General features: G+C 60.8%; 17 protein-coding genes. 10 read left to right on the top strand and 7 right to left on the bottom strand.

Annotated features, from left to right (window positions below):
* Positions 1-36: 36 nt before the first annotated feature.
* Entirely contained in the window at positions 37-999 is a 963-nt protein-coding gene (locus C4J94_RS27155; RefSeq protein ID WP_124388835.1) for a GTP-binding protein, read from the top strand.
* On the opposite strand, the gene C4J94_RS27150 is transcribed toward C4J94_RS27155, so the two are convergent.
* Entirely contained in the window at positions 993-1,388 is a 396-nt protein-coding gene (locus C4J94_RS27150) for a DUF3301 domain-containing protein (protein WP_124388834.1), read from the bottom strand. The genes C4J94_RS27155 and C4J94_RS27150 overlap by 7 nt on opposite strands.
* A gap of 117 nt (positions 1,389-1,505) precedes the next feature.
* On the opposite strand from C4J94_RS27150, the gene pdxY reads away from it, so the two are divergent.
* Positions 1,506-2,378: a pyridoxal kinase PdxY gene (gene pdxY, locus C4J94_RS27145; RefSeq protein ID WP_124388833.1), complete on the top strand. Its 873-nt coding sequence runs from the start codon at positions 1,506-1,508 to the stop codon at positions 2,376-2,378.
* Positions 2,379-2,504: 126 nt separating this feature from the next.
* Here pdxY and C4J94_RS27140 read toward each other — a convergent pair whose 3' ends face one another.
* Positions 2,505-2,990, bottom strand: a complete 486-nt coding sequence (locus C4J94_RS27140) for an acyl-CoA thioesterase (protein WP_053258732.1) — start codon at positions 2,988-2,990, stop codon at positions 2,505-2,507.
* 280 nt (positions 2,991-3,270) lie between these two features.
* On the opposite strand from C4J94_RS27140, the gene C4J94_RS27135 reads away from it, so the two are divergent.
* Positions 3,271-5,028: a cation:proton antiporter gene (locus C4J94_RS27135; protein WP_124388832.1), complete on the top strand. Its 1,758-nt coding sequence runs from the start codon at positions 3,271-3,273 to the stop codon at positions 5,026-5,028.
* A gap of 102 nt (positions 5,029-5,130) precedes the next feature.
* Here the strand turns inward: C4J94_RS27135 and C4J94_RS27125 are convergent, their stop codons facing one another.
* The 3 genes from C4J94_RS27125 to uvrD all read right to left on the bottom strand — a co-directional run bounded on the left by C4J94_RS27125 (position 5,131) and on the right by uvrD (position 8,973).
* Positions 5,131-5,538, bottom strand: a complete 408-nt coding sequence (locus C4J94_RS27125) for an SMI1/KNR4 family protein (RefSeq protein WP_003195742.1) — start codon at positions 5,536-5,538, stop codon at positions 5,131-5,133.
* A gap of 135 nt (positions 5,539-5,673) precedes the next feature.
* On the bottom strand, positions 5,674-6,543 hold the full coding sequence (locus tag C4J94_RS27120; protein ID WP_124388831.1) for a Tim44 domain-containing protein: 870 nt from the start codon (positions 6,541-6,543) through the stop codon (positions 5,674-5,676).
* A 246-nt stretch (positions 6,544-6,789) separates the two neighbouring features.
* Complete coding sequence (gene uvrD, locus C4J94_RS27115) at positions 6,790-8,973, bottom strand: DNA helicase II (protein ID WP_124388830.1); 2,184 nt, start codon at positions 8,971-8,973, stop codon at positions 6,790-6,792.
* A gap of 267 nt (positions 8,974-9,240) precedes the next feature.
* On the opposite strand from uvrD, the gene C4J94_RS27110 reads away from it, so the two are divergent.
* The 3 genes from C4J94_RS27110 (at position 9,241) to C4J94_RS27100 (ending at position 13,489) form a co-directional block, all read left to right on the top strand.
* Positions 9,241-12,114, top strand: coding sequence for an EAL domain-containing protein (locus C4J94_RS27110; RefSeq protein ID WP_124388829.1), 2,874 nt, complete (start codon positions 9,241-9,243; stop codon positions 12,112-12,114).
* A 162-nt stretch (positions 12,115-12,276) separates the two neighbouring features.
* Complete coding sequence (hexR, locus tag C4J94_RS27105) at positions 12,277-13,143, top strand: transcriptional regulator HexR (RefSeq protein WP_003177007.1); 867 nt, start codon at positions 12,277-12,279, stop codon at positions 13,141-13,143.
* 148 nt (positions 13,144-13,291) lie between these two features.
* Entirely contained in the window at positions 13,292-13,489 is a 198-nt protein-coding gene (locus tag C4J94_RS27100) for a PA3496 family putative envelope integrity protein (RefSeq protein WP_124388828.1), read from the top strand.
* Here the strand turns inward: C4J94_RS27100 and C4J94_RS27095 are convergent.
* Positions 13,419-14,393 (bottom strand): LysR family transcriptional regulator, encoded by a 975-nt coding sequence (locus C4J94_RS27095; RefSeq protein ID WP_124388827.1) that lies wholly within the window; start codon positions 14,391-14,393, stop codon positions 13,419-13,421. The two genes, C4J94_RS27100 and C4J94_RS27095, sit on opposite strands and share 71 nt — an antisense overlap.
* 196 nt (positions 14,394-14,589) lie before the next feature.
* Here C4J94_RS27095 and C4J94_RS27090 point away from each other — a divergent pair, with 196 nt between their 5' ends.
* Positions 14,590-16,005, top strand: coding sequence for an acetyl-CoA carboxylase biotin carboxylase subunit (locus C4J94_RS27090; RefSeq protein WP_124388826.1), 1,416 nt, complete (start codon positions 14,590-14,592; stop codon positions 16,003-16,005).
* Positions 16,006-16,016: 11 nt separating this feature from the next.
* Positions 16,017-17,825, top strand: coding sequence for a sodium-extruding oxaloacetate decarboxylase subunit alpha (oadA, locus tag C4J94_RS27085; protein ID WP_124388825.1), 1,809 nt, complete (start codon positions 16,017-16,019; stop codon positions 17,823-17,825).
* 109 nt (positions 17,826-17,934) lie between these two features.
* On the opposite strand, the gene C4J94_RS27080 is transcribed toward oadA, so the two are convergent.
* A complete protein-coding gene (locus C4J94_RS27080; RefSeq protein WP_124388824.1) occupies positions 17,935-19,275 on the bottom strand; it encodes an autotransporter domain-containing protein in 1,341 nt (446 codons plus the stop codon).
* Between the two features lie 309 nt (positions 19,276-19,584).
* On the opposite strand from C4J94_RS27080, the gene C4J94_RS27075 reads away from it, so the two are divergent.
* Positions 19,585-20,925, top strand: a complete 1,341-nt coding sequence (locus tag C4J94_RS27075; protein WP_124388823.1) for a HipA domain-containing protein — start codon at positions 19,585-19,587, stop codon at positions 20,923-20,925.
* On the top strand, positions 20,922-21,200 hold the full coding sequence (locus C4J94_RS27070) for a helix-turn-helix transcriptional regulator (protein WP_124388822.1): 279 nt from the start codon (positions 20,922-20,924) through the stop codon (positions 21,198-21,200). The genes C4J94_RS27075 and C4J94_RS27070 overlap by 4 nt, the downstream gene beginning before the upstream one ends.
* Positions 21,201-21,202: the final 2 nt, after the last annotated feature.

Below are 21,202 nucleotides of genomic sequence, written 5' to 3'. Positions count from 1 at the left end.
GATCAAGCGCTCCAGACGGTCTGAATGATGCCACCCATGCTGCAGAATATTCCCACTCACGTGATTGCCGGGCCCCTGGGCGCCGGCAAGACCAGCCTGATCAAACACCTGCTTACCCAACGCCCGGCCAACGAGCGCTGGGCGGTGCTGATCAACGAGTTCGGCCAGATCGGCTTGGACGCTGCCTTGCTCACCCAAGATGACGATGGCATTGCCCTGGGCGAAGTCGCGGGTGGCTGCCTGTGTTGTGTGAACGGCGCGCCGTTCCAGGTGGGCCTGGGTCGGTTATTGCGCAAGGCCAGGCCGGATCGGCTGTTTATCGAGCCGTCGGGCCTGGGGCATCCGGCGCAGTTACTCAAACAATTGGGTCAAGCGCCATGGCAAGGCGTGCTGGCGGTTCAGCCTTGCGTATTGGTGCTGGACGCCCAGGGCCTGGCAGCGGGCAAACCCTTGCCACAGGCCCAGCAGGAGGCGCTGGCCAGTGCCGGCCTGCTGGTGTTGAACAAGGACGAGACGCTGGATGCGCTGCAACGCCAAGCCATCCAACAGCAGTTAACGGGTTACGCATTGTATTGGACGCGCCAGGCCCAGTTGCCCATTGAACAGCTACCTGGCCTGAAAGCGCAGGCTGGCGGGGTTGTGGATAACTTCGCAGTGCCCAATGGTTCGGCGCCAATGCCGACGGTTTGGAGCGACCCCACACTGCCCATCTGCCTGAGCCAGGCCCAGGAGGGGGGCTGGAGCATCGGTTGGCGCTGGCATCCGAGCCAGCAATTTGACCAGCAGCGCTTGAGCCAGTGGCTGAAAAGTCTGCACTGGCGTCGCGCCAAACTGGTTATCCACAGCCGTGACGCCTGGGTGTCCGCCAACGCTGTGGATAACAGCCTGCTGACCTGGCAGCCAAGTGAATGGCGTCGTGATTCACGTATCGAGTTGATCTTCAGCGCGCCACAGGACGTGGCGGCATTGCAGGCTGCACTGGCGGCCTGCCGTTACTGACGGTTCTTGGTTGCGTGGTCCTGTCGCCACTGGCTCAGCTCGATAACCTCGGCGCTGGGCAGTGGTTCCTTGGCCTCGAACGGGTAGGGCGCCAGTTCAATCTGTGCGCTGTGGGCGCCGAACTGGGTGATGGTCCCGCTGTGGCGAGCCTCGCCCGTCACGGTGAACTCGAAATTGTAAACGCGTGCCAACCGTCGCCGACCCTTGGCATCCTTCACGAAACCGATGCGCTTCAAGGCCACCGCGCCGTCGAGCAGTTCGATGTCGAGCTTGGCGCAGTGTTGCTTGACCCGCTCCAGCGCGCGCTCGCGCAGGCCATGGTTGTGCCAGACCCAAGCGGCGCCGGTCGCCAGCAGCATCAAGACGAAGATGTTTCCCAGGGTCAGCATTCCATGAACTCCAACAAAGTGAGCGCAGCTTAACTGTGTCGCCGGTCTGTCGTACAGGTTGCGTTTAGTCGCATACTGCGCGGCCAGAATTTCAACGGCTTTATGGAAATCTCCTGCATGAAACGTACACCCCATCTGCTTGCGATCCAGTCTCATGTGGTCTTTGGCCATGCCGGAAACAGCGCCGCCGTGTTCCCCATGCAGCGGGTCGGGGTGAATGTATGGCCGCTCAACACGGTGCAGTTCTCCAACCACACACAGTATGGTCACTGGGCGGGCGAAGTGCTGGCGCCGCAGCAAATTCCGGCATTGATAGAGGGCATCGCGGCGATCGGCGAGCTGGGCAACTGTGATGCGGTGCTATCCGGCTACCTCGGCAGTGCGGAGCAGGGGCGTGCCATTCTTGCCGGCGTGGCGCGCATCAAGGCGCTCAATCCCAAGGTGATGTACCTGTGCGACCCAGTGATGGGCCATCCCGAAAAGGGCTGCATCGTGCCGCAGGAAGTCAGTGATTTCCTGCTCAACGAGGCGGCGGCTGTTGCCGATTTCCTGTGCCCCAACCAACTGGAACTGGACAGCTTTGCCGGGCGCAAGCCGCAATCGCTGCTCGATTGCCTGGCGATGGCCAAGGCCTTGCTGACACGCGGGCCCAAGGCGGTGCTGGTCAAGCATCTGGATTACCCGGGCAAATTGCCGGACGGCTTCGAGATGTTGCTGGTGACGGCCGATGGCAGTTGGCACTTGCGGCGGCCGTTGCTGGCATTCCCGCGCCAGCCGGTGGGGGTGGGTGACCTGACGTCGGGGTTGTTCCTGGCGCGAGTGCTGCTGGGCGATAGCCTGGTGGCGGCTTTCGAGTTCACCGCGGCGGCGGTGCACGAAGTGCTGCTGGAAACCCAGGCCTGCGCCAGTTACGAACTGGAACTGGTGCGGGCGCAGGATCGCATTGCCCATCCCCGCGTGCGTTTCGAGGCGACACCGATCAGCCTGTAACTACACAAAACCCAATGTGGGAGGGGGCTTGCCCCCGATTGCGATATATCAGCCGCCATCTCTTTGGCTGAAATACCGCTATCGGGGGCAAGCCCCCTCCCACATTTTGGGTTTGCAGAACTTGAATCAGGGCGCGTCGGCCTTGATTTCCTGGTAGCGCTTTTCCAGTTCCTGGCGTATCTGCCGACGCTGCTGGGCCTGCACGAAGCGGCGCTTGTCTTCGCTGTTCTGCGGCTGCAAGGGCGGTACGGCGGCCGGTTTGCGTTGGTCGTCCACCGCCACCATGGTGAAAAAGCAGCTGTTGGTATGACGCACCGAGCGTTCACGAATGTTCTCGGTCACCACCTTGATGCCTACTTCCATCGAGGTGTTGCCGGTGTAGTTGACCGACGCGAGAAAGGTCACCAGCTCGCCGACATGAATCGGCTCGCGGAAAATCACCTGGTCCACCGACAGCGTGACCACATAACGGCCGGCATAACGGCTGGCGCACGCGTACGCCACTTCGTCGAGGTACTTGAGCAGTGTGCCGCCGTGGACATTGCCTGAGAAGTTGGCCATGTCAGGGGTCATCAATACCGTCATCGACAGCTGGGCGTTTCCGGGTTCCATAGCACACTCACGGGTTGTAGGCATTGGTTGGGGTAGGGCACCTCTGCGGGTGCTGGGGGCTTTGCAGCGCCATCCTTAACGGGACGCCGGCGGGCGGCTTGCCGTCACGCTTGGGCCGATCTGTTTCCATATATTGCACCGGCTTTCTGGCGGAAGTCGCGGTGTTAACCTTCAAAAGCCCATCTCGGGGCATTTCTTACGATTACGGCAGACTTTTCTCTCAGCGGCTGCGCAGGTGGTAAGTCGGAAAAGCGCCAGCCATTTCAAGGAGCCCCTCGCCATGCACGCCATCAGCTTTATCCAGGACTTGGCCGTGATCATGCTGGTGGCGGGAGTAGTCACCATTCTGTTTCACCGCCTCAAGCAGCCGGTGGTGCTGGGCTATATCGTCGCCGGCTTCATTATCGGCCCGCACACACCGCCGTTCGGCCTGATTCACGATGAAGACACGATCAAGACCCTGGCTGAGCTTGGGGTGATCTTCCTGATGTTCTGCCTGGGCCTGGAATTCAGCCTGCGCAAGCTGTTCAAGGTCGGTGCCACGGCGTTTATCGCGGCGTTCCTGGAAATCATCCTGATGATCTGGATCGGCTACGAGATTGGCCAGTGGTTCGACTGGAACACCATGGATTCACTGTTCCTCGGCGCGATCCTGGCGATCTCCTCTACCACCATCATCGTCAAGGCCCTCAATGACCTGAAGATGAAAAACCAGCGTTTCGCCCAGCTGATATTCGGCGTACTGATCGTCGAGGATATCCTGGGGATCGGCATCATTGCCCTGCTGTCGAGCATTGCCGTCAGTGGTACGGTCAGTTCCGGCGAGGTGTTTTCCACGGTGGGCAAGCTGTCGCTGTTCATGATTGTTGCCCTGGTGATTGGCATTTTGCTGGTGCCGCGCCTGCTGGCTTATGTCGCCAGATTCGAAAGCAACGAGATGCTGCTGATTACCGTACTGGGCCTGTGTTTCGGCTTCTGCCTGCTGGTGGTCAAGCTCGAATACAGCATGGTGCTGGGGGCGTTCCTGATCGGCGCGATCATGGCCGAATCGCGCCAACTGATTAAGATCGAGCGCTTGATCGAACCGGTTCGCGACATGTTCAGTGCGATCTTCTTTGTGGCCATTGGGTTGATGATCGACCCCCAGATCTTGCTGCAGTACGCCTGGCCGATTGCGGTGATCACCGTGGCCGTGGTGCTGGGCAAGATGCTGTCTTGCGGGCTGGGCGCATTTATCGCCGGCAACGATGGCCGCACGTCGCTGCGGGTGGGCATGGGGCTGTCACAGATTGGCGAATTCTCTTTCATCATCGCGGCGCTGGGGATGACCCTGCAGGTCACCAGCGATTTTCTGTACCCGGTGGCCGTGGCGGTTTCGGCAATCACGACCTTGCTCACCCCCTACCTGATCCGCGCTGCCGACCCGCTGTCGCTGAAAATCGCCGCTGTGATGCCCCAACGCATGGGCCGGGTATTCGGGATGTACGGCGAATGGCTGCGCAGTATCCAGCCTCAAGGCGAAGGCGCCATGCTGGCGGCGATGATCCGCAAGATCCTTCTGCAAGTGGGGGTGAACCTGGCGCTGGTGATCGCGATCTTTTTCGCAGGAAGCTTTTTCGCGGCGCGCATCGGAGGGTATCTGGAAGGCTGGATCAGCGATCCAAGCTGGCAGAAGGCGTTGATCTGGGGCGGGGCGCTGCTGTTGTCATTGCCGTTCCTGATTGCGGCGTATCGCAAGCTCAAGGCGTTGTCGATGCTGCTGGCCGAGATGAGCGTCAAGCCGGAGATGGCGGGGCGGCATACCCAGCGTGTGCGGCGGGTGATTGCAGAGTTGATTCCAATCTTGTCGCTGTTGGTGATCTTCCTGCTGCTGGCAGCCTTGTCGGCCAGCATCTTACCGACCAACAAGCTGCTGGTGCTCATCGCGGTGGTCACGGCGGCGGTGGCGGCTGTGCTTTGGCGCTGGTTCATCCGCGTGCATACGAGGATGCAGGTTGCCTTGCTGGAAACCCTGGATAACCACAAGGATACGCAGTAGGAGCGAGCTTGCTCGCGAAGATCGTTAACGATAACGCGGAAAACCTGACACCCACTGGCGCCCTCAGGTTTCTCGCGAGCAAGCTCCACTCCTACAAAGGCCTCAGCTTTCCAGCCAGACGTCCCGTGCCCAGTGCCACACCGATTCCCAGGTTTCTTCCTGGACCAGCTCTTCCTCGGCAGACCACAGCACTACGGTGCCGTCTTCTTCGACGCAGTAGTAGTCATCGCCGTCCTGGCAGATCGGGATCAGGCTGCGGTCAACACCGGCATCCCAGGCGTTGGCGGCAACGTCCGGCAGATAGGTGTGGGATTGCGGGTCGGTGACAGTCACCGGCTCAAGGCTGCCGTACACCACGTCGCTGACGGTCAGCAGGAATTCGCGGAATACAAACGGGATGTCGATGAACAGTTGTTCCTCGATTTCCACCAGCTGGTCTTCGTCAGGTAGCTCCAAAGGAACCGGGACCGGTTCGTTGGCTTCACGCAGTTGTTCGATGATTTCTTCCACGGCCGGGATCCTCTTGCTAGATGGCGCGGTTTATAGGGGCGTTTTATACAGTAGCTCGCTATAAGTGCAACCGTGAAATAGAAAACCCCGGACATGTCCGGGGTTTTTGTTACCGCTTGCTCAAACGTGCAGGTTTCAGCCGTTCTGGCGGATACCGGCGACCAGCCATGGCTGGTTGTCGCCCTGGGCGCGTTCCATGTTCCAGCTTTCGCTGAACACTTCGCCCTGGTCGAAACGCGAGGTCTTCGACACGCCGCTGAAGGTCAGGGTGGCGATGGTCTTGTCGGCGCGATCATCCACACCTTCCAGCTGTACGCGCAGGTCGTCGATATAGGTCGACTGGAAGCCGTCACCCAGGTCGGCGCGTTCGCGCTTGAGGAAGTCCAGCAGTTGCGGGGTCACGAACTCGGCGATCTTGTCCATTTCGTTGGCGTCCCAGTGCTGCTGCAGGGACTGGAAGTGGTTGCGGGCCGCTTCGACGAAACGTTCTTCGTTGAACCAGGCCGGTGCGTTGATCACCGGACGGGCGGCGGCAGGGGCTGCCGAACCACCGAAGATCGAACCCATGGCCGGTTTTTGCTCGAACACTTCACGCTGCATCGGCGCGCCGGCCGGAGCCAGGTGCTCCTGCTGCTTGCGGCGACGGGCAGCGATAAAGCGGAAGATCACAAAGGCGATAACCGCCAGGATCAGGATGTCGAAGATCTGCATGCCCTGGAAGCCGCCGCCCATGAACATGGAGGCGAGCAGGCCACCGGCGGCGATGCCGGCCAGCGGGCCCAACCAGCGCGAAGCACCGCCGGCCTTGGCAGCAGCGCCCGCGGCACCGGCTGCGCCTGCGGTAGCTGCAGCACCGCCGGCACCGGCGGATGGAGCCATCTGGCTAGTCTGGTGAGTCGGTGCCGAGCCCATGCTCTTGCCGCCACCGAAGCGTTTGGCGTTGGCGTCGAGGCTCATCGTCAAGCCGATGCACAACGCCATGGCGATGCTAAGAAAACGTTTCATAAAGGGAATTCCCATTTGTGGATTGCACGCGCGCCATGTTGCACAGGTGTCGTGACAGTGGCTAGCGGCATAATGTTTCGGGCTTTTGCGTAGGACCGATTCAGAATGGTCTGTAGGACGTATTACAGATATTGGCCCGCGCTCGTCTAAAACAAGGGCGAGCCTATAATCTTCATGTTACGCGGTGTTTCGTGTGGTGGGCTTGACGTGGCGAGGGAGCAAGCTCCCTCGTCACCTACCGTCGTTTCAGACCGCCTCAAGCTTCGCATAGCCCATCATCAGCCACTTGCTGCCCTCGGCGAAGTTGACCTGCACCCGTGCCTGGGCGCCGGCGCCTTCGAAGTTGAGGATCACGCCTTCCCCAAAGATGGCATGCCGGACCTGCTGGCCCAGGCTGAACGCGGTTTCCGGAATCGCGGAGCCGGCAAACAGGGTGCTGGAGTTCTGCTGCTGGCCGCCGCCAAACGGGCGGCTGACGCTGTTGGACAAGCGCACTTCCTGGATCAGCCCCTTCGGCACTTCACGTACGAAGCGCGACACCTTGTTGTAGGTCTCGCTGCCGTACAGGCGTCGGGTCTCGGCATAGGTCATCACCAGGTTCTGCATCGCCCGGGTAATGCCCACGTAAGCCAGGCGGCGTTCTTCCTCAAGGCGGCCAGGTTCTTCCAGGCTCATCTTGTGGGGGAACAGGCCTTCTTCCATGCCCACCAGGAACACATACGGGAACTCCAGGCCCTTGGCACTGTGCAAGGTCATCAGCTGGATGCTGTCTTCATGCTCGTCGGCCTGGGTATCGCCGGCCTCCAGCGACGCATGGCCGAGGAAGGCGGCGAGCGGGGTCAGCTCTTCATCTTCATCGGTGTTCTCGAAGGCGCGGGCGGCGCTGACCAGTTCCTCAAGGTTTTCTACGCGGGCCTGGCCTTTCTCGCCTTTCTCCGCCTCGTGGTAGGCGATCAGGCCGGACTGTTCGATCACGGTCTGAGTCATCAAGTGCAGAGGCATTTCCGCGCATTTGGCCGCGAGATTCTCGATCAACTCGACAAATACACCCAATGCGCCGGCTGCGCGGCCCGTCAGGCCTTTATTGGCGATAAGCAGGCGCATGGCCTCCCACATCGACACGTCGGCATGGCGGGCGTGCTCGCGAATGGCCTCGACGGTTTTTTCACCGATGCCACGGGCCGGGACATTAATGACCCGCTCCAGCGCCGCATCGTTGCCGCGACCTTCCAGCAAGCGCAGGTAGGCCATGGCGTTCTTGATTTCCGCACGCTCGAAGAAGCGCTGGCCGCCATAGATGCGATAAGGGATGCGCTCGCGCAACAAGGCTTCTTCCAATACCCGCGACTGGGCGTTGGAGCGGTAAAGAATGGCGATATCACTGCGTGCCAGGCCGGTTTTCAGCGCGCTCTCGATGGTTTCCACCACGTAGCGCGCTTCATCGTGTTCGTTGAACGCGGCGTACAGGTTGATCGCTTCGCCTTCGCCGCCATCAGTCCACAGCTCTTTGCCCAGGCGCCCGGTGTTGTTGGCGATCAAGGCGTTGGCGGCCTTCAGGATACCCGCGGTGGAGCGGTAGTTCTGCTCGAGGCGGATGGTCACCGCGTCCGGGAAGTCTTCGGAGTACTGGTAGATGTTCTCGATTTTCGCGCCGCGCCAGCCGTAGATCGACTGGTCGTCGTCACCCACCACCATCAGGCTGTCGCCGCCCTTGGCCAGCAGGCGCAACCAGGCGTACTGCACGGCGTTGGTATCTTGGAACTCGTCCACCAGAATGTGCCGGAAGCGCTTCTGGTAATGGGCCAGCAAGCCGGGGTTGTCGCGCCACAGGTCAAGGGCGCGCAACAGCAGCTCGGAGAAGTCGATCACGCCGGCGCGCAGGCAGGCCGCCTCGTAGGCTTCATAGATGCTGCGCATGGTGGCCAGGAACAGGTCACCGCTGGCCTGGATATGTTGCGGGCGCAGGCCCTCATCCTTCTGGCCGTTGATGAACCACTGGGCCTGGCGCGCCGGCCAGCGCTGTTCATCCAGGCCCAGCTCGCGGATCACTCGCTTGACCAGACGTTGCTGGTCGTCGCTGTCGAGGATCTGGAACGTCTGGCTCAGCCCCGCTTCCTGCCAGTGCGCCCGCAACAGGCGGTGCGCCAGGCCGTGGAAGGTGCCCACCCACATGCCGGCCGGGCTGATGCCCATCAACTGCTCGATGCGATGGCGCATCTCGGCCGCGGCCTTGTTGGTGAAGGTCACCGACAGGATGGAGTGGGGGGACGCGTTCTCGACCTGGATCAACCAGGCGATACGGTGCACCAGCACTCGGGTTTTACCGGAGCCAGCACCGGCCAGGACCAACTGACGGCCAACGGGGGCCGCTACGGCCTGGCGTTGGGCATCGTTGAGGGAATTCAACAAAAGGGAGAGATCATCGCGCATCGGCGCATTCTAGGGTGCTGGGGGGAGACGGGCAAATCCCAATGCCAGGTGGTCGACACAAAACCAACGGGGGCAAACATTCTGCAGAGTGCGGATGACCGGTTAGTCATGCGTCACAGCCCGCGTGGCGTCTCGTTCAAGCCGTCTGGAACAACGCTTTGCGTTCAGCCGACGGGTGTTTTTTATGGCCTGGGGCGGTTTGGTCCAGGCGCTTGCTTGTGTATGCTCCGTCGATGTTTCGGGCTCACCATTATAAGAACACTGCCTATGACCTTTAACACTGACTTGTTCGGCCCCGCGGCGGCGCCAGCGCAGGTTATCCGCAAACATTACGCCACCGAGATGGCGGTCGAGCGTACACGCCTGCTGTATCAGGGCTCGCTGCTGCCGACCCTGTTGATGCTGGTCAATGGCCTGGTGTGCGCCTGGCTTCTGTGGAACCCCAAGCAATACCTGCTCGACAGCATCTGGCTGGTCTGGTTGCTGGCCCTGGTGGCGATGCGGGTCATCCAGGTGGCAGCCTTTGATTCGGCGATGCCCAGCCGTCAGGCTCAACCCGTCTGGCGCCGTATGTTCATGCTCGGCTCGGCGGTCAGCGGCCTGACCCTGTCGGCCGCCGCCATCGCCCTGGCACCGACCGACAGCTTCATGCAGCAGGCCTGGGTGTTCGGCCTGATCGGCGCGGCGACATTGTCGGCCAGCGTGGCGTATGCCGTCAGCCTTTGGGCCTTTTTGTCCTTCGCCTTGCCGTGTCTGTTGCCGGTTATCGTCTATCTGTTCTGGAATGGTAGCTCGCAGCAGCAGGGCTGGGGCGTGCTTGGTCTGATCCTGTTGGCGTCCTTGAGTGTGGTGGCGTGGCAGGTCAACCGCCTGATCCAGCGCGGGCTGCTGCGACGCTTCCAGAACCAGGCCTTGATCGAGCATTTGCAACAGGCGCAGCAACGCAGCGAGCAGTTGAATCAGGAATTGATGCGCGAAGTCGAGCAGCGACGCCAGGTCGAACAGGAGTTGCGTGAAGCCCAGGTTGGCCTGCAAGACCGTGTGGCGCTGCGCAGCCAGGAGCTGGACGCCGCCAGCCTTGCCCTGAATAAAAGCGAGGCGCGCTTGGCCATGGCGCTGCAAGCCAGTGAACTGGGCTTGTGGGACTGGAACCTGCAAACCGATGAGGTGCACCACACTCAGCTCAAGGAACTGTTCGGCCTGGAACCCGAATTTGTCACCGCGATGCTCAGCCACCTCAAGCCGCGTCTGCACCCCGACGACCTGCCGCTGCTCAAGCATGCGCTGGTGGAGCATCTCAAAGGCCGCAGCGAGGATTATCAGGTCGAGTACCGCATACGCCATGGCGACGGGCACTGGGTGTGGATCGAGGACCGTGGGCGGGCGGTAGAGCGTTCGCCCAGCGGGCGGGTTATCCGGATGCTCGGCACACGCCGCGACATCAGTGCCGGCAAAGCCGTGGAAGAACAACAACGGCTCGCCTCGACGGTGTTCGAGGCGGCCAGCGAAGGCATCGTGATTCTCGACCCGAACTACGCGCTGATCGCCGTCAACCAGGCGTTCAGCCGCGTCACCGGCTTTGACATCGACGACATGCTCGGCCGCAACGTCGTGGAGTTACCCTGCAGTCGCGATGCCCGGCGTCACTTTCCGGTGATTCACCAGGCGCTGCTCAGCCACGGCACCTGGCAGGGTGAGCTGGTGGAAACGCGCAAGAACGGCGAGCTGTACCCGCAGTGGCTGCAATTGAGCGTGGTACGCGATGTTCGCGGCAACGTCAGCCATATTGTCGGCTTTTTCGCCGATCTATCCGCGCGGCGCGAGTCCGAGGAGCGCATGCGCTACCTCACCCATTACGACGAGTTGACGGGCCTGGCTAACCGTTCGCTGTTTCGCGAACGGCTGCGCGAAGCTCATCAGCGCGTGCGCCAGGGTGGGCGCAGCCTGGCGCTGCTGCACATCAACCTCGACCGTTTCAAGCTGCTCAACGACAGCCTTGGCCATGAAGTGGCTGACCAGCTATTGCAGAAAATGGCGCGTCGGCTGATCAACGCGCTGCCGGAAGCCGACACCATTGCGCGCCTGTCCGGGGATGAATTCGCTGTGTTGTTTGACGCCTACGGCAACTTGTCGAGCCTGGCGCGTGTGGCGACGCGGCTGCTGGCAAAGCTGCGCGTGCCGGTGACGGTGGAGGGGCATGAGCTGGTGGTCAGCGCTTCCATGGGCGTCAGCCTGCTGCCGGATAATGCGCGGGAAATTTCCGCGCTGGTCAGCCAGTCGAACATGGCGATGCAGCACGCCAAGCACCTGGGTGGGAATAATTTCCAGTTCTACACCGACAGCCTGCAAGCCAGCACCCTGGAGCGTTTGCAGCTGGAAAACCAACTGCGCAAAGCCATCGACGAGCGCCAGCTCGCGGTGTTCTACCAACCCAAACTGTGCCTGGCCAGCGGTAAGCTCAATGCTGTCGAGGCACTGGTTCGTTGGGATCATCCGCAGTGGGGCCTGGTACCGCCGGGGGACTTTATCGGCCTGGCCGAAGAAACCGGCCTGATCGTGCCGCTGGGTGAGTTGGTGTTGCGCCAGGCGTGCTGGCAGGCCTGTGAGTGGCAGCGTCAGGGGCTGGCGCCGATTCGGGTGTCGGTGAACCTGTCGGTGCACCAGTTGCGCCAGGGCAAGTTGGTCAGCCTGGTGCGCCAGGTGCTGGAAGAGACCGGGCTGGACCCGCAATACCTGGAGTTGGAGCTGACCGAAAGCCAGCTGCTCGACAGCGTCGAGCACATCATTGTCACCTTCCGGCAGTTGCGCGACCTGGGCGTGAAGCTAGCCATCGACGATTTTGGCACCGGCTATTCGTCCCTCAGCTACCTCAAGCGTATTCCGGTGGACTACGTGAAGATCGACCAGACCTTTATCCGGGGCCTTGGCCAGGGGCGTGAGGATGCCGCTATTACCCGAGCGATCATCGCCATGGCCCACGGGTTGGCGCTCAAGGTGGTGGCCGAAGGCGTGGAAGACCAGCAGCAGCTGGACTTCCTGCGGGCCGAAGGTTGCGACGAGGTGCAGGGCTATCTGATCAGCCGGCCGATGCACGCTGAGGGGCTGGCAGATTTGTTACGAAAAAATCCGGATTTTTCTTAACGACGCGAGGTGCGTCCCTATGGCTACAAAGCCTCTACCCTTAGTTTCAGAGGGGGGCGAGGCGATTTAGTGCTGCATCAGGCGGGCAAAACGGCAATTCTTGTAGTATAACTACAAGCTTGCTACATCCCTGGCGTCTGCCAATAACAAGAGTCCTGCCCTTTGAACCTGTTGCAACATATCGCCCAGTCGCGCCACCTGTTACGCAAATCGGAACTCAAGGTTGCCGATCACGTGCTGCTTGACCCTGCGGCCGTGATGCACAGTTCCATGGCCGACCTGGCCCACAGCGTGGGCATCAGTGAGCCGACCATCGTGCGCTTCTGCCGCGCCATCGGTTGCTCCGGGTTCCAGGACTTGAAACTCAAACTGGCGCAAAGCCTGGCCGCGGGTGCGAGCTTCGGCCAGTTTGCGATCCATGAAGACGACTCGGTCGCCGATTACAGCCTGAAAATCTTCGACACCACCCTGCATACCCTGATGGAAGTGCGCGAGAAGCTCGATCCGGTGGAGTTGCAAAAGGCCGTGACCGCGATGTCCCAGGCCCAGCGCGTCGAGTTCTATGGCTTCGGCGCTTCCGGCGCGGTAGCGGCCGATGCCCAGCATAAATTCTTCCGCCTGCTGCTCACCGCTGCGGCCTACAGCGACCCGCACATGCAGGCGATGTCGGCGGTGACCTTGAAACCCACCGACGTGGCCATCTGTATTTCCCAGTCCGGTCGCTCCAAAGACCTGCTCATCACCGCCAACCTGGTACGTGAAAGCGGCGCTTCGCTGATTACCTTGTGCCCGAGCCAGACGCCGTTGGCGGAACTGTCCACGGTGAACCTGGCGATCGACGTACACGAAGACACCGAGATCTACACGCCGCTGACCTCGCGCATTGCGCACCTGGTGGTAATCGACGTACTGGCGATGGGTGTCGCCATGGCCCGAGGGCCAAGCCTGGTCAACCACCTCAAGAGCGTGAAGCGCAGTTTGCGCAGCCTCAGGTTGTCGCCCAAGTCGGTCAAAGCCCTCGACGATTAAGCGCTGTACACAGAACAAATGTGGGAGGGGGCAAGCCCCCTCCCACAATTCAAACTGCCGCATCCCCGCAATCTTCATCAGGCTGTCATCGCCCCGTCATCCCTCGCGGCCATCCTGTACTCCCCGTACTCGCATTGGGAGACTCCAAATGGCCCGGCCCTACGAAGACAGCAACAGCACCGTCAAGACCCGTCGTCAGCAGGAAGACCAGCGCCGCATGGCGTTCCGTCGCGCAATCGAAGACCGCTGCGACCAGCGCCAACTGCAGCAGAGCATCAGTGACTACCCGGAACTCCATTGGCAGGCACCCTTGGCTGCCCAGCGAAGCGCTCAGCCAGCGCGCTGATTTGCACCCGTTCGCTGCGAATAAAGCCCAGGAACGCGTGGGCCACCGGTGACAGTCGCTTGGCTTTGGCTTGCACCAGGCACCAACTGCGGTACAGCGGCAGTTCTTCCACCGGCAGCTCCTTGAGCCCGCCGGTGGCCAGTTCCAGGTTCAGGGCGTGGCGCGTCAGCAGGGCCACGCCCAACCCTGCCACCACGCACTCACGCTGCGCCTCGGCCGAGGCCACTTCTACCGTCTGGGTGAAGTGCACGCGTTTTTCCTTGAAATACTCTTCGCAGGCCAGCCGCGTGCCGGATCCCGGTTCGCGGATGAGCAGCGTGTAGGGTTCCAGATCCTGCAGGCGCAGCGGCCCTTGCAGGCTCAAGGGATGATCCGGCAGCGCCACGGCGACAATCGGGTTGTTCAGGAATGGCAGGAACTCCAGGCCCATGTCCTGCGGCACCATGGACATGATCACCAGGTCGTCACGGTTGTCCGAAAGCCGGCGGATCACCTGGGCGCGATTGACCACGGTCAGGTGCAATTGCACTTCCGGGTGCTGGCGCTTGAAGGCGGCGAACAGGTGCGGCACGAAGTACTTGGCGCTGGATTCCACCGCCAGCTTCAACTGGCCCTGCAGTGAGCCCTGCATGTCCGACAGCTGCATATCGAGGTTTTCCAGGCGTCCGAAAATGTCTCGGCTGGCCCGCTGCAATGCTTCGGCGGCCTCGGTCATATAGAGCTTTTTGCCGACATAGTCGAACAACGGCTGGCCGAGCAGCTCTTCGAGCTGACGAATTTGCAGGCTGACGGCAGGTTGGGTGAGGGACATTTCCTCGGCTGCCCGGCTGTAGGAGCGCAAATCACACACTTCATTGAAGATCTGCAGCTGACGCAATGTCATACGCATCAATGACTTACGCATTTAATAACTCCTCGCGCCGGTGTTCGTCCGGCCAACTATAAGTCTTTACTTATACACGGCCCAACTATTATTGATTTTTGTTAATTCTCAAGTGCGCATAGTGTGTGTCTCGCGACTGTCATGAAACATTTGGTCACGCGCCGACCCGGCTACATCGGGTCGAAGAACGCAGCAATCGGCTCAAGGGAATTTTCAAGTGATAAAAAAGATCCTGATCGCCAACCGTGGTGAAATTGCCGTACGAATCGTGCGTGCCTGCGCCGAGATGGGCATTCGCTCGGTCGCGGTTTATTCGGACGCCGACAGCCACGCGTTGCACGTCAAGCGTGCCGACGAAGCCCACAGCATCGGTGCCGAGCCCCTGGCCGGCTACCTGAACCCGCGCAAGCTGGTGAACCTGGCCGTGGAAACCGGTTGCGATGCGCTGCATCCCGGCTACGGCTTCCTGTCGGAAAACGCCGAATTGGCGGACATCTGCGCCGAACGTGGGATCAAGTTCATCGGCCCGTCGGCAGAAGTGATTCGCCGCATGGGCGACAAGACCGAAGCCCGTCGCAGCATGATCAAGGCCGGCGTGCCGGTCACGCCGGGCACCGAAGGCAACGTCGCCGACATCCACGAAGCGCTCACCGAAGGCGACCGTATCGGTTACCCGGTGATGCTCAAGGCCACGTCCGGTGGTGGCGGGCGCGGTATTCGCCGTTGCAACAGCCGCGAAGAACTCGAACAAGCCTTCCCCCGCGTGATTTCCGAAGCCACCAAGGCCTTCGGTTCGGCGCAAGTGTTCCTGGAAAAATGCATCGTCAACCCCAAGCACATCGAAGCGCAGATCCTCGGTGACAGCTTTGGCAACGTGGTGCACCTGTTCGAGCGCGACTGCTCGATCCAGCGTCGCAACCAGAAGCTCATCGAAATCGCGCCCAGCCCCCAGCTCACCCCGGAACAGCGCGCCTATATCGGTGATCTGTCGGTGCGCGCGGCCAAGGCGGTGGGCTACGAGAACGCCGGTACCGTGGAGTTTTTGCTCGCCGAGGGCGAGGTGTACTTCATGGAGATGAACACTCGGGTGCAGGTGGAACACACCATCACCGAAGAAATCACCGGGATCGACATCGTCCGCGAGCAGATCCGCATCGCCTCGGGCCTGCCGCTGTCGGTCAAGCAGGAAGACATCCAGCACCGTGGTTTCGCGTTGCAGTTCCGTATCAACGCCGAAGACCCGAAGAACAACTTCCTGCCAAGTTTCGGCAAAATCACCCGTTACTACGCCCCCGGCGGCCCCGGCGTGCGTACAGACACGGCGATCTACACCGGCTACACCATCCCACCGTTCTACGACTCCATGTGCCTGAAACTGGTGGTGTGGGCGTTGACCTGGGAAGAAGCCATGGACCGCGGCCTGCGTGCCCTGGACGACATGCGCCTGCAAGGCGTGAAGACCACCGCCGCTTACTACCAGGAAATCCTGCGCAACCCGGAATTCCGCAGCGGCCAGTTCAATACCAGCTTTGTGGAAAGCCACCCTGAGCTGACCAACTACTCGATCAAGCGCAAACCCGAAGAGCTGGCCCTGGCCATCGCCGCCGCCATCGCCGCCCACGCAGGCCTGTGAGGATTATAAGAATGAGCAAGAAGATCTTTGTTACCGACACCATCCTGCGCGACGCTCACCAATCGTTGCTGGCGACCCGCATGCGCACTGACGACATGCTGCCGATCTGCGACAAGCTCGACAAAGTCGGCTACTGGTCGCTGGAAGTGTGGGGCGGCGCGACGTTCGACGCCTGCGTGCGCTTCCTCAAGGAAGACCCGTGGGAGCGCCTGCGCCAGCTGCGCGCCGCGTTGCCCAACACGCGTCTGCAAATGCTGCTGCGTGGCCAGAACCTGCTGGGCTACCGTCACTACAGCGACGACGTGGTCAAAGCGTTTGTCGCCAAGGCCGCCGTCAACGGTATCGATGTGTTCCGCATCTTCGATGCCATGAACGACGTGCGTAACCTGCGCGTGGCCATCGAAGCGGTCAAAGCTGCCGGCAAGCACGCCCAGGGCACCATCGCCTACACCACCAGCCCGGTGCACACCGTCGAAGCGTTCGTGGCCCAGGCCAAGCAGCTTGAGTCCATGGGCTGCGACTCCATCGCGATCAAGGACATGGCCGGCCTGCTGACGCCCTATGCCACTGGTGAACTGGTCAAGGCTTTGAAAGCCGAGCAGAACCTGCCGATTTTCATCCACTCCCACGACACCGCCGGGCTGGCCGCGATGTGCCAACTCAAGGCCATCGAAAATGGCGCCGACCACATCGACACGGCCATCTCCAGCTTCGCCTGGGGCACCAGCCACCCGGGCACCGAGTCAATGGTTGCCGCCCTCAAGGGCAGCGAATTCGACACCGGCCTGGACCTGGAACTGCTGCAGGAAATTGGCCTGTACTTCTACGCCGTGCGTAAGAAATACCACCAGTTCGAAAGCGAATTCACCGCCGTCGACACCCGTGTGCAAGTCAACCAGGTGCCCGGCGGGATGATTTCCAACCTGGCCAACCAGTTGAAAGAGCAGGGCGCTCTGAACCGCATGAGCGAAGTGCTCGCCGAGATCCCCCGCGTGCGCGAAGACCTGGGTTTCCCGCCGCTGGTCACCCCGACCTCGCAGATCGTCGGCACCCAGGCGTTTTTCAACGTGCTGGCCGGCGAGCGCTACAAGACCATCACCAACGAAGTGAAGCTCTACCTGCAAGGCGGCTACGGCAAGGCGCCGGGCGTGGTGAATGAAAAATTGCGGCGCCAGGCCATCGGCAGCGAAGAGGTGATCGACGTGCGTCCGGCCGACCTGCTCAAGCCGGAAATGACCAAGCTGCGCGGTGAAATCGGTGCGTTGGCCAAGTCCGAAGAAGACGTGCTGACCTACGCGATGTTCCCGGACATCGGCCGCAAGTTCCTCGAAGAGCGCGACGCCGGCACCCTGGCGCCCGAAGTGCTATTGCCGATCCCGGAAGCCGGTGGCGTGGCCCGTGCCGGTGGCGAAGGCGTGCCGACCGAGTTTGTCATCGATGTGCACGGTGAAAGCTACCGCGTGGATATCACCGGTGTCGGTGTGAAAGCCGAAGGCAAGCGTCACTTCTACCTGTCCATTGATGGCATGCCGGAAGAAGTGGTGTTCGAACCGCTCAACGAGTTTGTCAGCAGCGGCGGCAGCAAGCGCAAGCACGCGACCGAGCCGGGCCATGTCAGCACGGCGATGCCGGGCAATATCGTCGACGTGCTGGTCAAGGAAGGCGACGTGGTCAAGGCCGGCCAGGCCGTGCTGATCACCGAAGCCATGAAGATGGAAACCGAAGTGCAGGCCGCGATTGCCGGCAAGGTCAGCGCCGTGCACGTGGCCAAGGGCGACCGGGTGAACCCTGGCGAAATCCTGATTGAAATCGAAGGCTGATACAGCCTTCGACACTACCGCTTAATCCTCGGGGGGGCAGGTGCCCTCCTTTTTTTTGCCTGCAATTTTCGATCAAGCCGGCTGCCTCGCGGGTTTCAGCAGGTTGGCATCAGAATTCCATCCGCCAATGGCCTGTCAAACCCTGGCTGCGGCTGCTGCTGCCGGCTTCCCCGGTATAGGCGAGGCCCAGGGTGTGTTGGGACGACAGCGCCAGATCCAGGCCGGCGCTCAGCCCCAGGCTGTCACGGTCCAGCGCGGCGCCCCGGATAGTGAACTGGCTGTCGAGACCGTCCGTGCCGTCCAGGCCGATCAGGCGCGATGATTGATGAACGTGGCTGCTCACATCGCCATAAAGGTGTTTCCATTGGGCGCTCAAATGCGGCGTCAGGCTCATCTGATTGTCGAAGCGATGCGCTGTCGCCAGGCGCACGCCTAGCGTGCTGTTGAAGTTCTCTTGGGTTTGCGCGCCGACATTCAACGCCGCCTCGCCGCCGGTTTCCTTGAAGCCATTACGCTGATAACGCTGGTAGCCGACGCTGGCAAACGGTTCGGCGTTGAAGGTGTCATTGCCAAACTTATAGCCCGCTTCGGCGAATGCGTTTTGGCTCTGGGCGCTGTAACGTCCCTTCAGTTGCTGCTGGTAATCAAGGAAGGCGATGTCAATGTTGCGCTGGTTATTGCCATCATGACGACTGTGGATCGCTCCCAGCCGCAAGGCCAGCGGGCCGTCCTGGCGCACCGCATAGCCGCCCAGATGCCAGCTGTCTACCGTGGCCCGAAAGCGTTTCGCGTTTTGAGTGCTTGAAGAGCGGCCGCCTACCACGCCCATCCGCCAGGCCGAATCCAGCGACCAGTCGGCGCCGATCAGTAAGCCGCGCAGGCCTTGTTTCACGTTCTGGCTGCCTTCCAGCCCCGCAAGGTTGCTGCTGTGCCCCAGGCCCTGGACCCAGAAGCGGCCTTCCTCCTGGTCTGGCATTCCACGCAGCGCCGACAACAGGCCGGCGCTGACCTGCCCGCTGCTCTTTTGCGTGGCAGCGGCCAGGTTGGCGTTCTGGCTGCCGGCCAATTGCTCCAGGGCGGCGCCGAGTTCGCCGCTGGGTTGGCTGGCCAACAGCAATTGAAGTTCACGCAGCTGATTTTTCTGTTCGATGGTCAAGCCACCGGAGTCGCGCAGCGCCGCCAACTGGGTGTCGATGCCTTGGGCAAACTGCAGGCCGTTGTAGGAAGTGGCCCCGGATGCCAGATAAAAATGGGTCGGGACGGGGATGGGGGCTGGCGGGGCGTAATCGTTCAGGTCCAGCTCGAACCCCGGCAGCTGTGGGTAGTAAGGCTTGAAACTGGTTTGGGGTTGCTCGGGCGGCATATCTCCCCGAGCGTGCACGTTTTGAATACTGGCGAGCGCGGCGAGCAGGGCGACCGCCATCACGCGTGTTTTTTGTAGAACTGGCATGGAATTCCAACCTCAGTTTGACGAGGCGGAAAATTTAGCGAGATGACCCCGCGATAACTGTCAGGTCGCGGGTCACTGCTGTGCGGGACATGTCTCTTCTGCGGCGCGATAAAAAACGAGGCTTGTGCTGGCGGGCCTGTTTTTGATTGTGACGCTTATCAGTCGAGATCCGATAATGGACAGCTGCATTAAATTGCAGTTATTGTTGGGTTTCAGGTCAATAACTGCATTTTAATGCATAAATAGGCCTTCACAGAGGAGCTGTATGCACTATATTGCAGCGAAGCTACCTCGCTCGGCAGGTGTTTGATGCGAACTGAACTTACTTACAGCCTGACGCTACAGATATTCACTGCGGGTCATTGGCGTGACGCCATGCGGCTGGAGTTTCCTGAACCTCAAAGGGGGCTTGAGGGGCCTTGCAGGTTTCATTACCGGCAGGATTACCTTGTCGATCATCTGGAAGATATTCAGTTACCTTTTTCGATGTCCGTGAGTGCCCGGTATCCACTGGATTGGAATGTTGCATCGCTCCCATCAGCGCCTGCCTTTTTGCATGACATCGTCCCGGCGGGGGCAGCCAAGCGTTCTTTGATCAGGCGTATAGGTCATGAAAAGCCCGAGGGTATTAATGCCGATTTGTTTTTGCTCGGACGCAGCACACCAGCACCTGTCGGAAATATGCGGGTAAAGGAATCCGTAGAAGCAGCAAGCGGTGGCGTTGCGCTAGGGTTTGCTCGTCATGAAGTGGTCAATCGGGATAACAGCTTCCTGGAATATGCCTATGAACAGGGCGCGGCCATCGGCGGAGCCACTGGCGCAGGCGGCGAAGCGCCAAAACTGTTGATGGTGCAGGGGATCGATGGCCTGCTCTACCCTGACGCTGTTCTAGATGACAATGCCGTCGCCCAGCATTGGTTTATCAAGTTCGCGCGTAACCAGGCCACCCACAACGATCAAGACATTCTGAGAAGCGAGTACCACTACTACAAGGCTGTCCAGGCCCTTGGCATGGAGACAGTCGCCACCCACGGGCTGGCGCTGGAAGAAGCCAACAAACCCAGCCTGTGGATGCATCGATTTGATCGCCGGTCTGGCGAACGTGGTATTGAGCGGCTGGCGGTCGAATCAATCTATTCGTTGGCCGGGGTGACGGTGCCAGGAAGCTATATGGACCATTTGGAAGTGATCAGGCTGCTGGTCGCTCAATGGCGCGCGGCAGGGCAGGAACGGCAAGTGCCTGACCTGGTTGCTGAATACTTGCGCCGCGACTTGCTGAACAAAATACTGGGCAATACCGATAACCACGGACGCAATACATCGATAATCCGTGAGCGCAATGCTCTGCGTCTGGCGCCCATCTATGACTTGGCGCCCATGGTGATGGATGTCGAGGGTATTACCCGCACTACCAAATGGCCAAAGGCGCTGGAAGTCGCGGGAGATATCAATTGGAGGGGCGTATGCGAGGCGCTGGTGGGGATTGCCGACCCGCAGCAAAGCTTTGAGCAACTGCGACAAGATGCTGAGCGGCTGCGCGCGCTACCGGACATGTTGGTCTCAAGCGGCCTGCCCAGTGTCACGCTCAATCACCCCAGCATCCCCTTGGGTAAACTCGACCTGCGTCTCAAGCAATGGGGGCTGAGATGACTAACAGCATGGATGCCCGCGCGCTGCTGATCGAGAGCGTTGAGCGAGGCCTGGGTGACGGTTCCCTCACGTTGGGTGAAGCGGTGCGTCGTTTGCGCACCGAAGTGACTGGCCTGCATCAAGGCCAGTTTGCCAAAATGTGCAGAATCTCTGTGCGAACCTTGGTGCATATCGAGCATGACGAGGGCAACCAGACCCTGAAATCCCTAAATGCAGTGTTTCGCCCCTTTGGCTTGCAGATGGGGGTGGTCAAAGTTCGGCGCAATATCCGCTAAGG

Source organism: Pseudomonas sp. R5-89-07 (assembly GCF_003851685.1).
Lineage (GTDB): Bacteria > Pseudomonadota > Gammaproteobacteria > Pseudomonadales > Pseudomonadaceae > Aquipseudomonas.
This window is presented reverse-complemented; position numbering and strand designations above follow the sequence as displayed.

Coding starts and splice junctions, on each gene's coding strand:
- C4J94_RS27100 (WP_124388828.1), top strand. CDS start 13,292: ATGGCCCGGCCCTACGAAGACAGCAACAGCACCGTCAAGACCCGTCGT.
- C4J94_RS27110 (WP_124388829.1), top strand. CDS start 9,241: ATGACCTTTAACACTGACTTGTTCGGCCCCGCGGCGGCGCCAGCGCAG.
- uvrD (WP_124388830.1), bottom strand. CDS start 8,973: ATGCGCGATGATCTCTCCCTTTTGTTGAATTCCCTCAACGATGCCCAA.
- C4J94_RS27070 (WP_124388822.1), top strand. CDS start 20,922: ATGACTAACAGCATGGATGCCCGCGCGCTGCTGATCGAGAGCGTTGAG.
- oadA (WP_124388825.1), top strand. CDS start 16,017: ATGAGCAAGAAGATCTTTGTTACCGACACCATCCTGCGCGACGCTCAC.
- pdxY (WP_124388833.1), top strand. CDS start 1,506: ATGAAACGTACACCCCATCTGCTTGCGATCCAGTCTCATGTGGTCTTT.
- C4J94_RS27080 (WP_124388824.1), bottom strand. CDS start 19,275: ATGCCAGTTCTACAAAAAACACGCGTGATGGCGGTCGCCCTGCTCGCC.
- C4J94_RS27150 (WP_124388834.1), bottom strand. CDS start 1,388: ATGCTGACCCTGGGAAACATCTTCGTCTTGATGCTGCTGGCGACCGGC.
- C4J94_RS27140 (WP_053258732.1), bottom strand. CDS start 2,990: ATGGAACCCGGAAACGCCCAGCTGTCGATGACGGTATTGATGACCCCT.
- C4J94_RS27120 (WP_124388831.1), bottom strand. CDS start 6,543: ATGAAACGTTTTCTTAGCATCGCCATGGCGTTGTGCATCGGCTTGACG.
- C4J94_RS27155 (WP_124388835.1), top strand. CDS start 37: ATGCTGCAGAATATTCCCACTCACGTGATTGCCGGGCCCCTGGGCGCC.
- C4J94_RS27135 (WP_124388832.1), top strand. CDS start 3,271: ATGCACGCCATCAGCTTTATCCAGGACTTGGCCGTGATCATGCTGGTG.
- C4J94_RS27095 (WP_124388827.1), bottom strand. CDS start 14,393: ATGCGTAAGTCATTGATGCGTATGACATTGCGTCAGCTGCAGATCTTC.
- C4J94_RS27075 (WP_124388823.1), top strand. CDS start 19,585: ATGCGAACTGAACTTACTTACAGCCTGACGCTACAGATATTCACTGCG.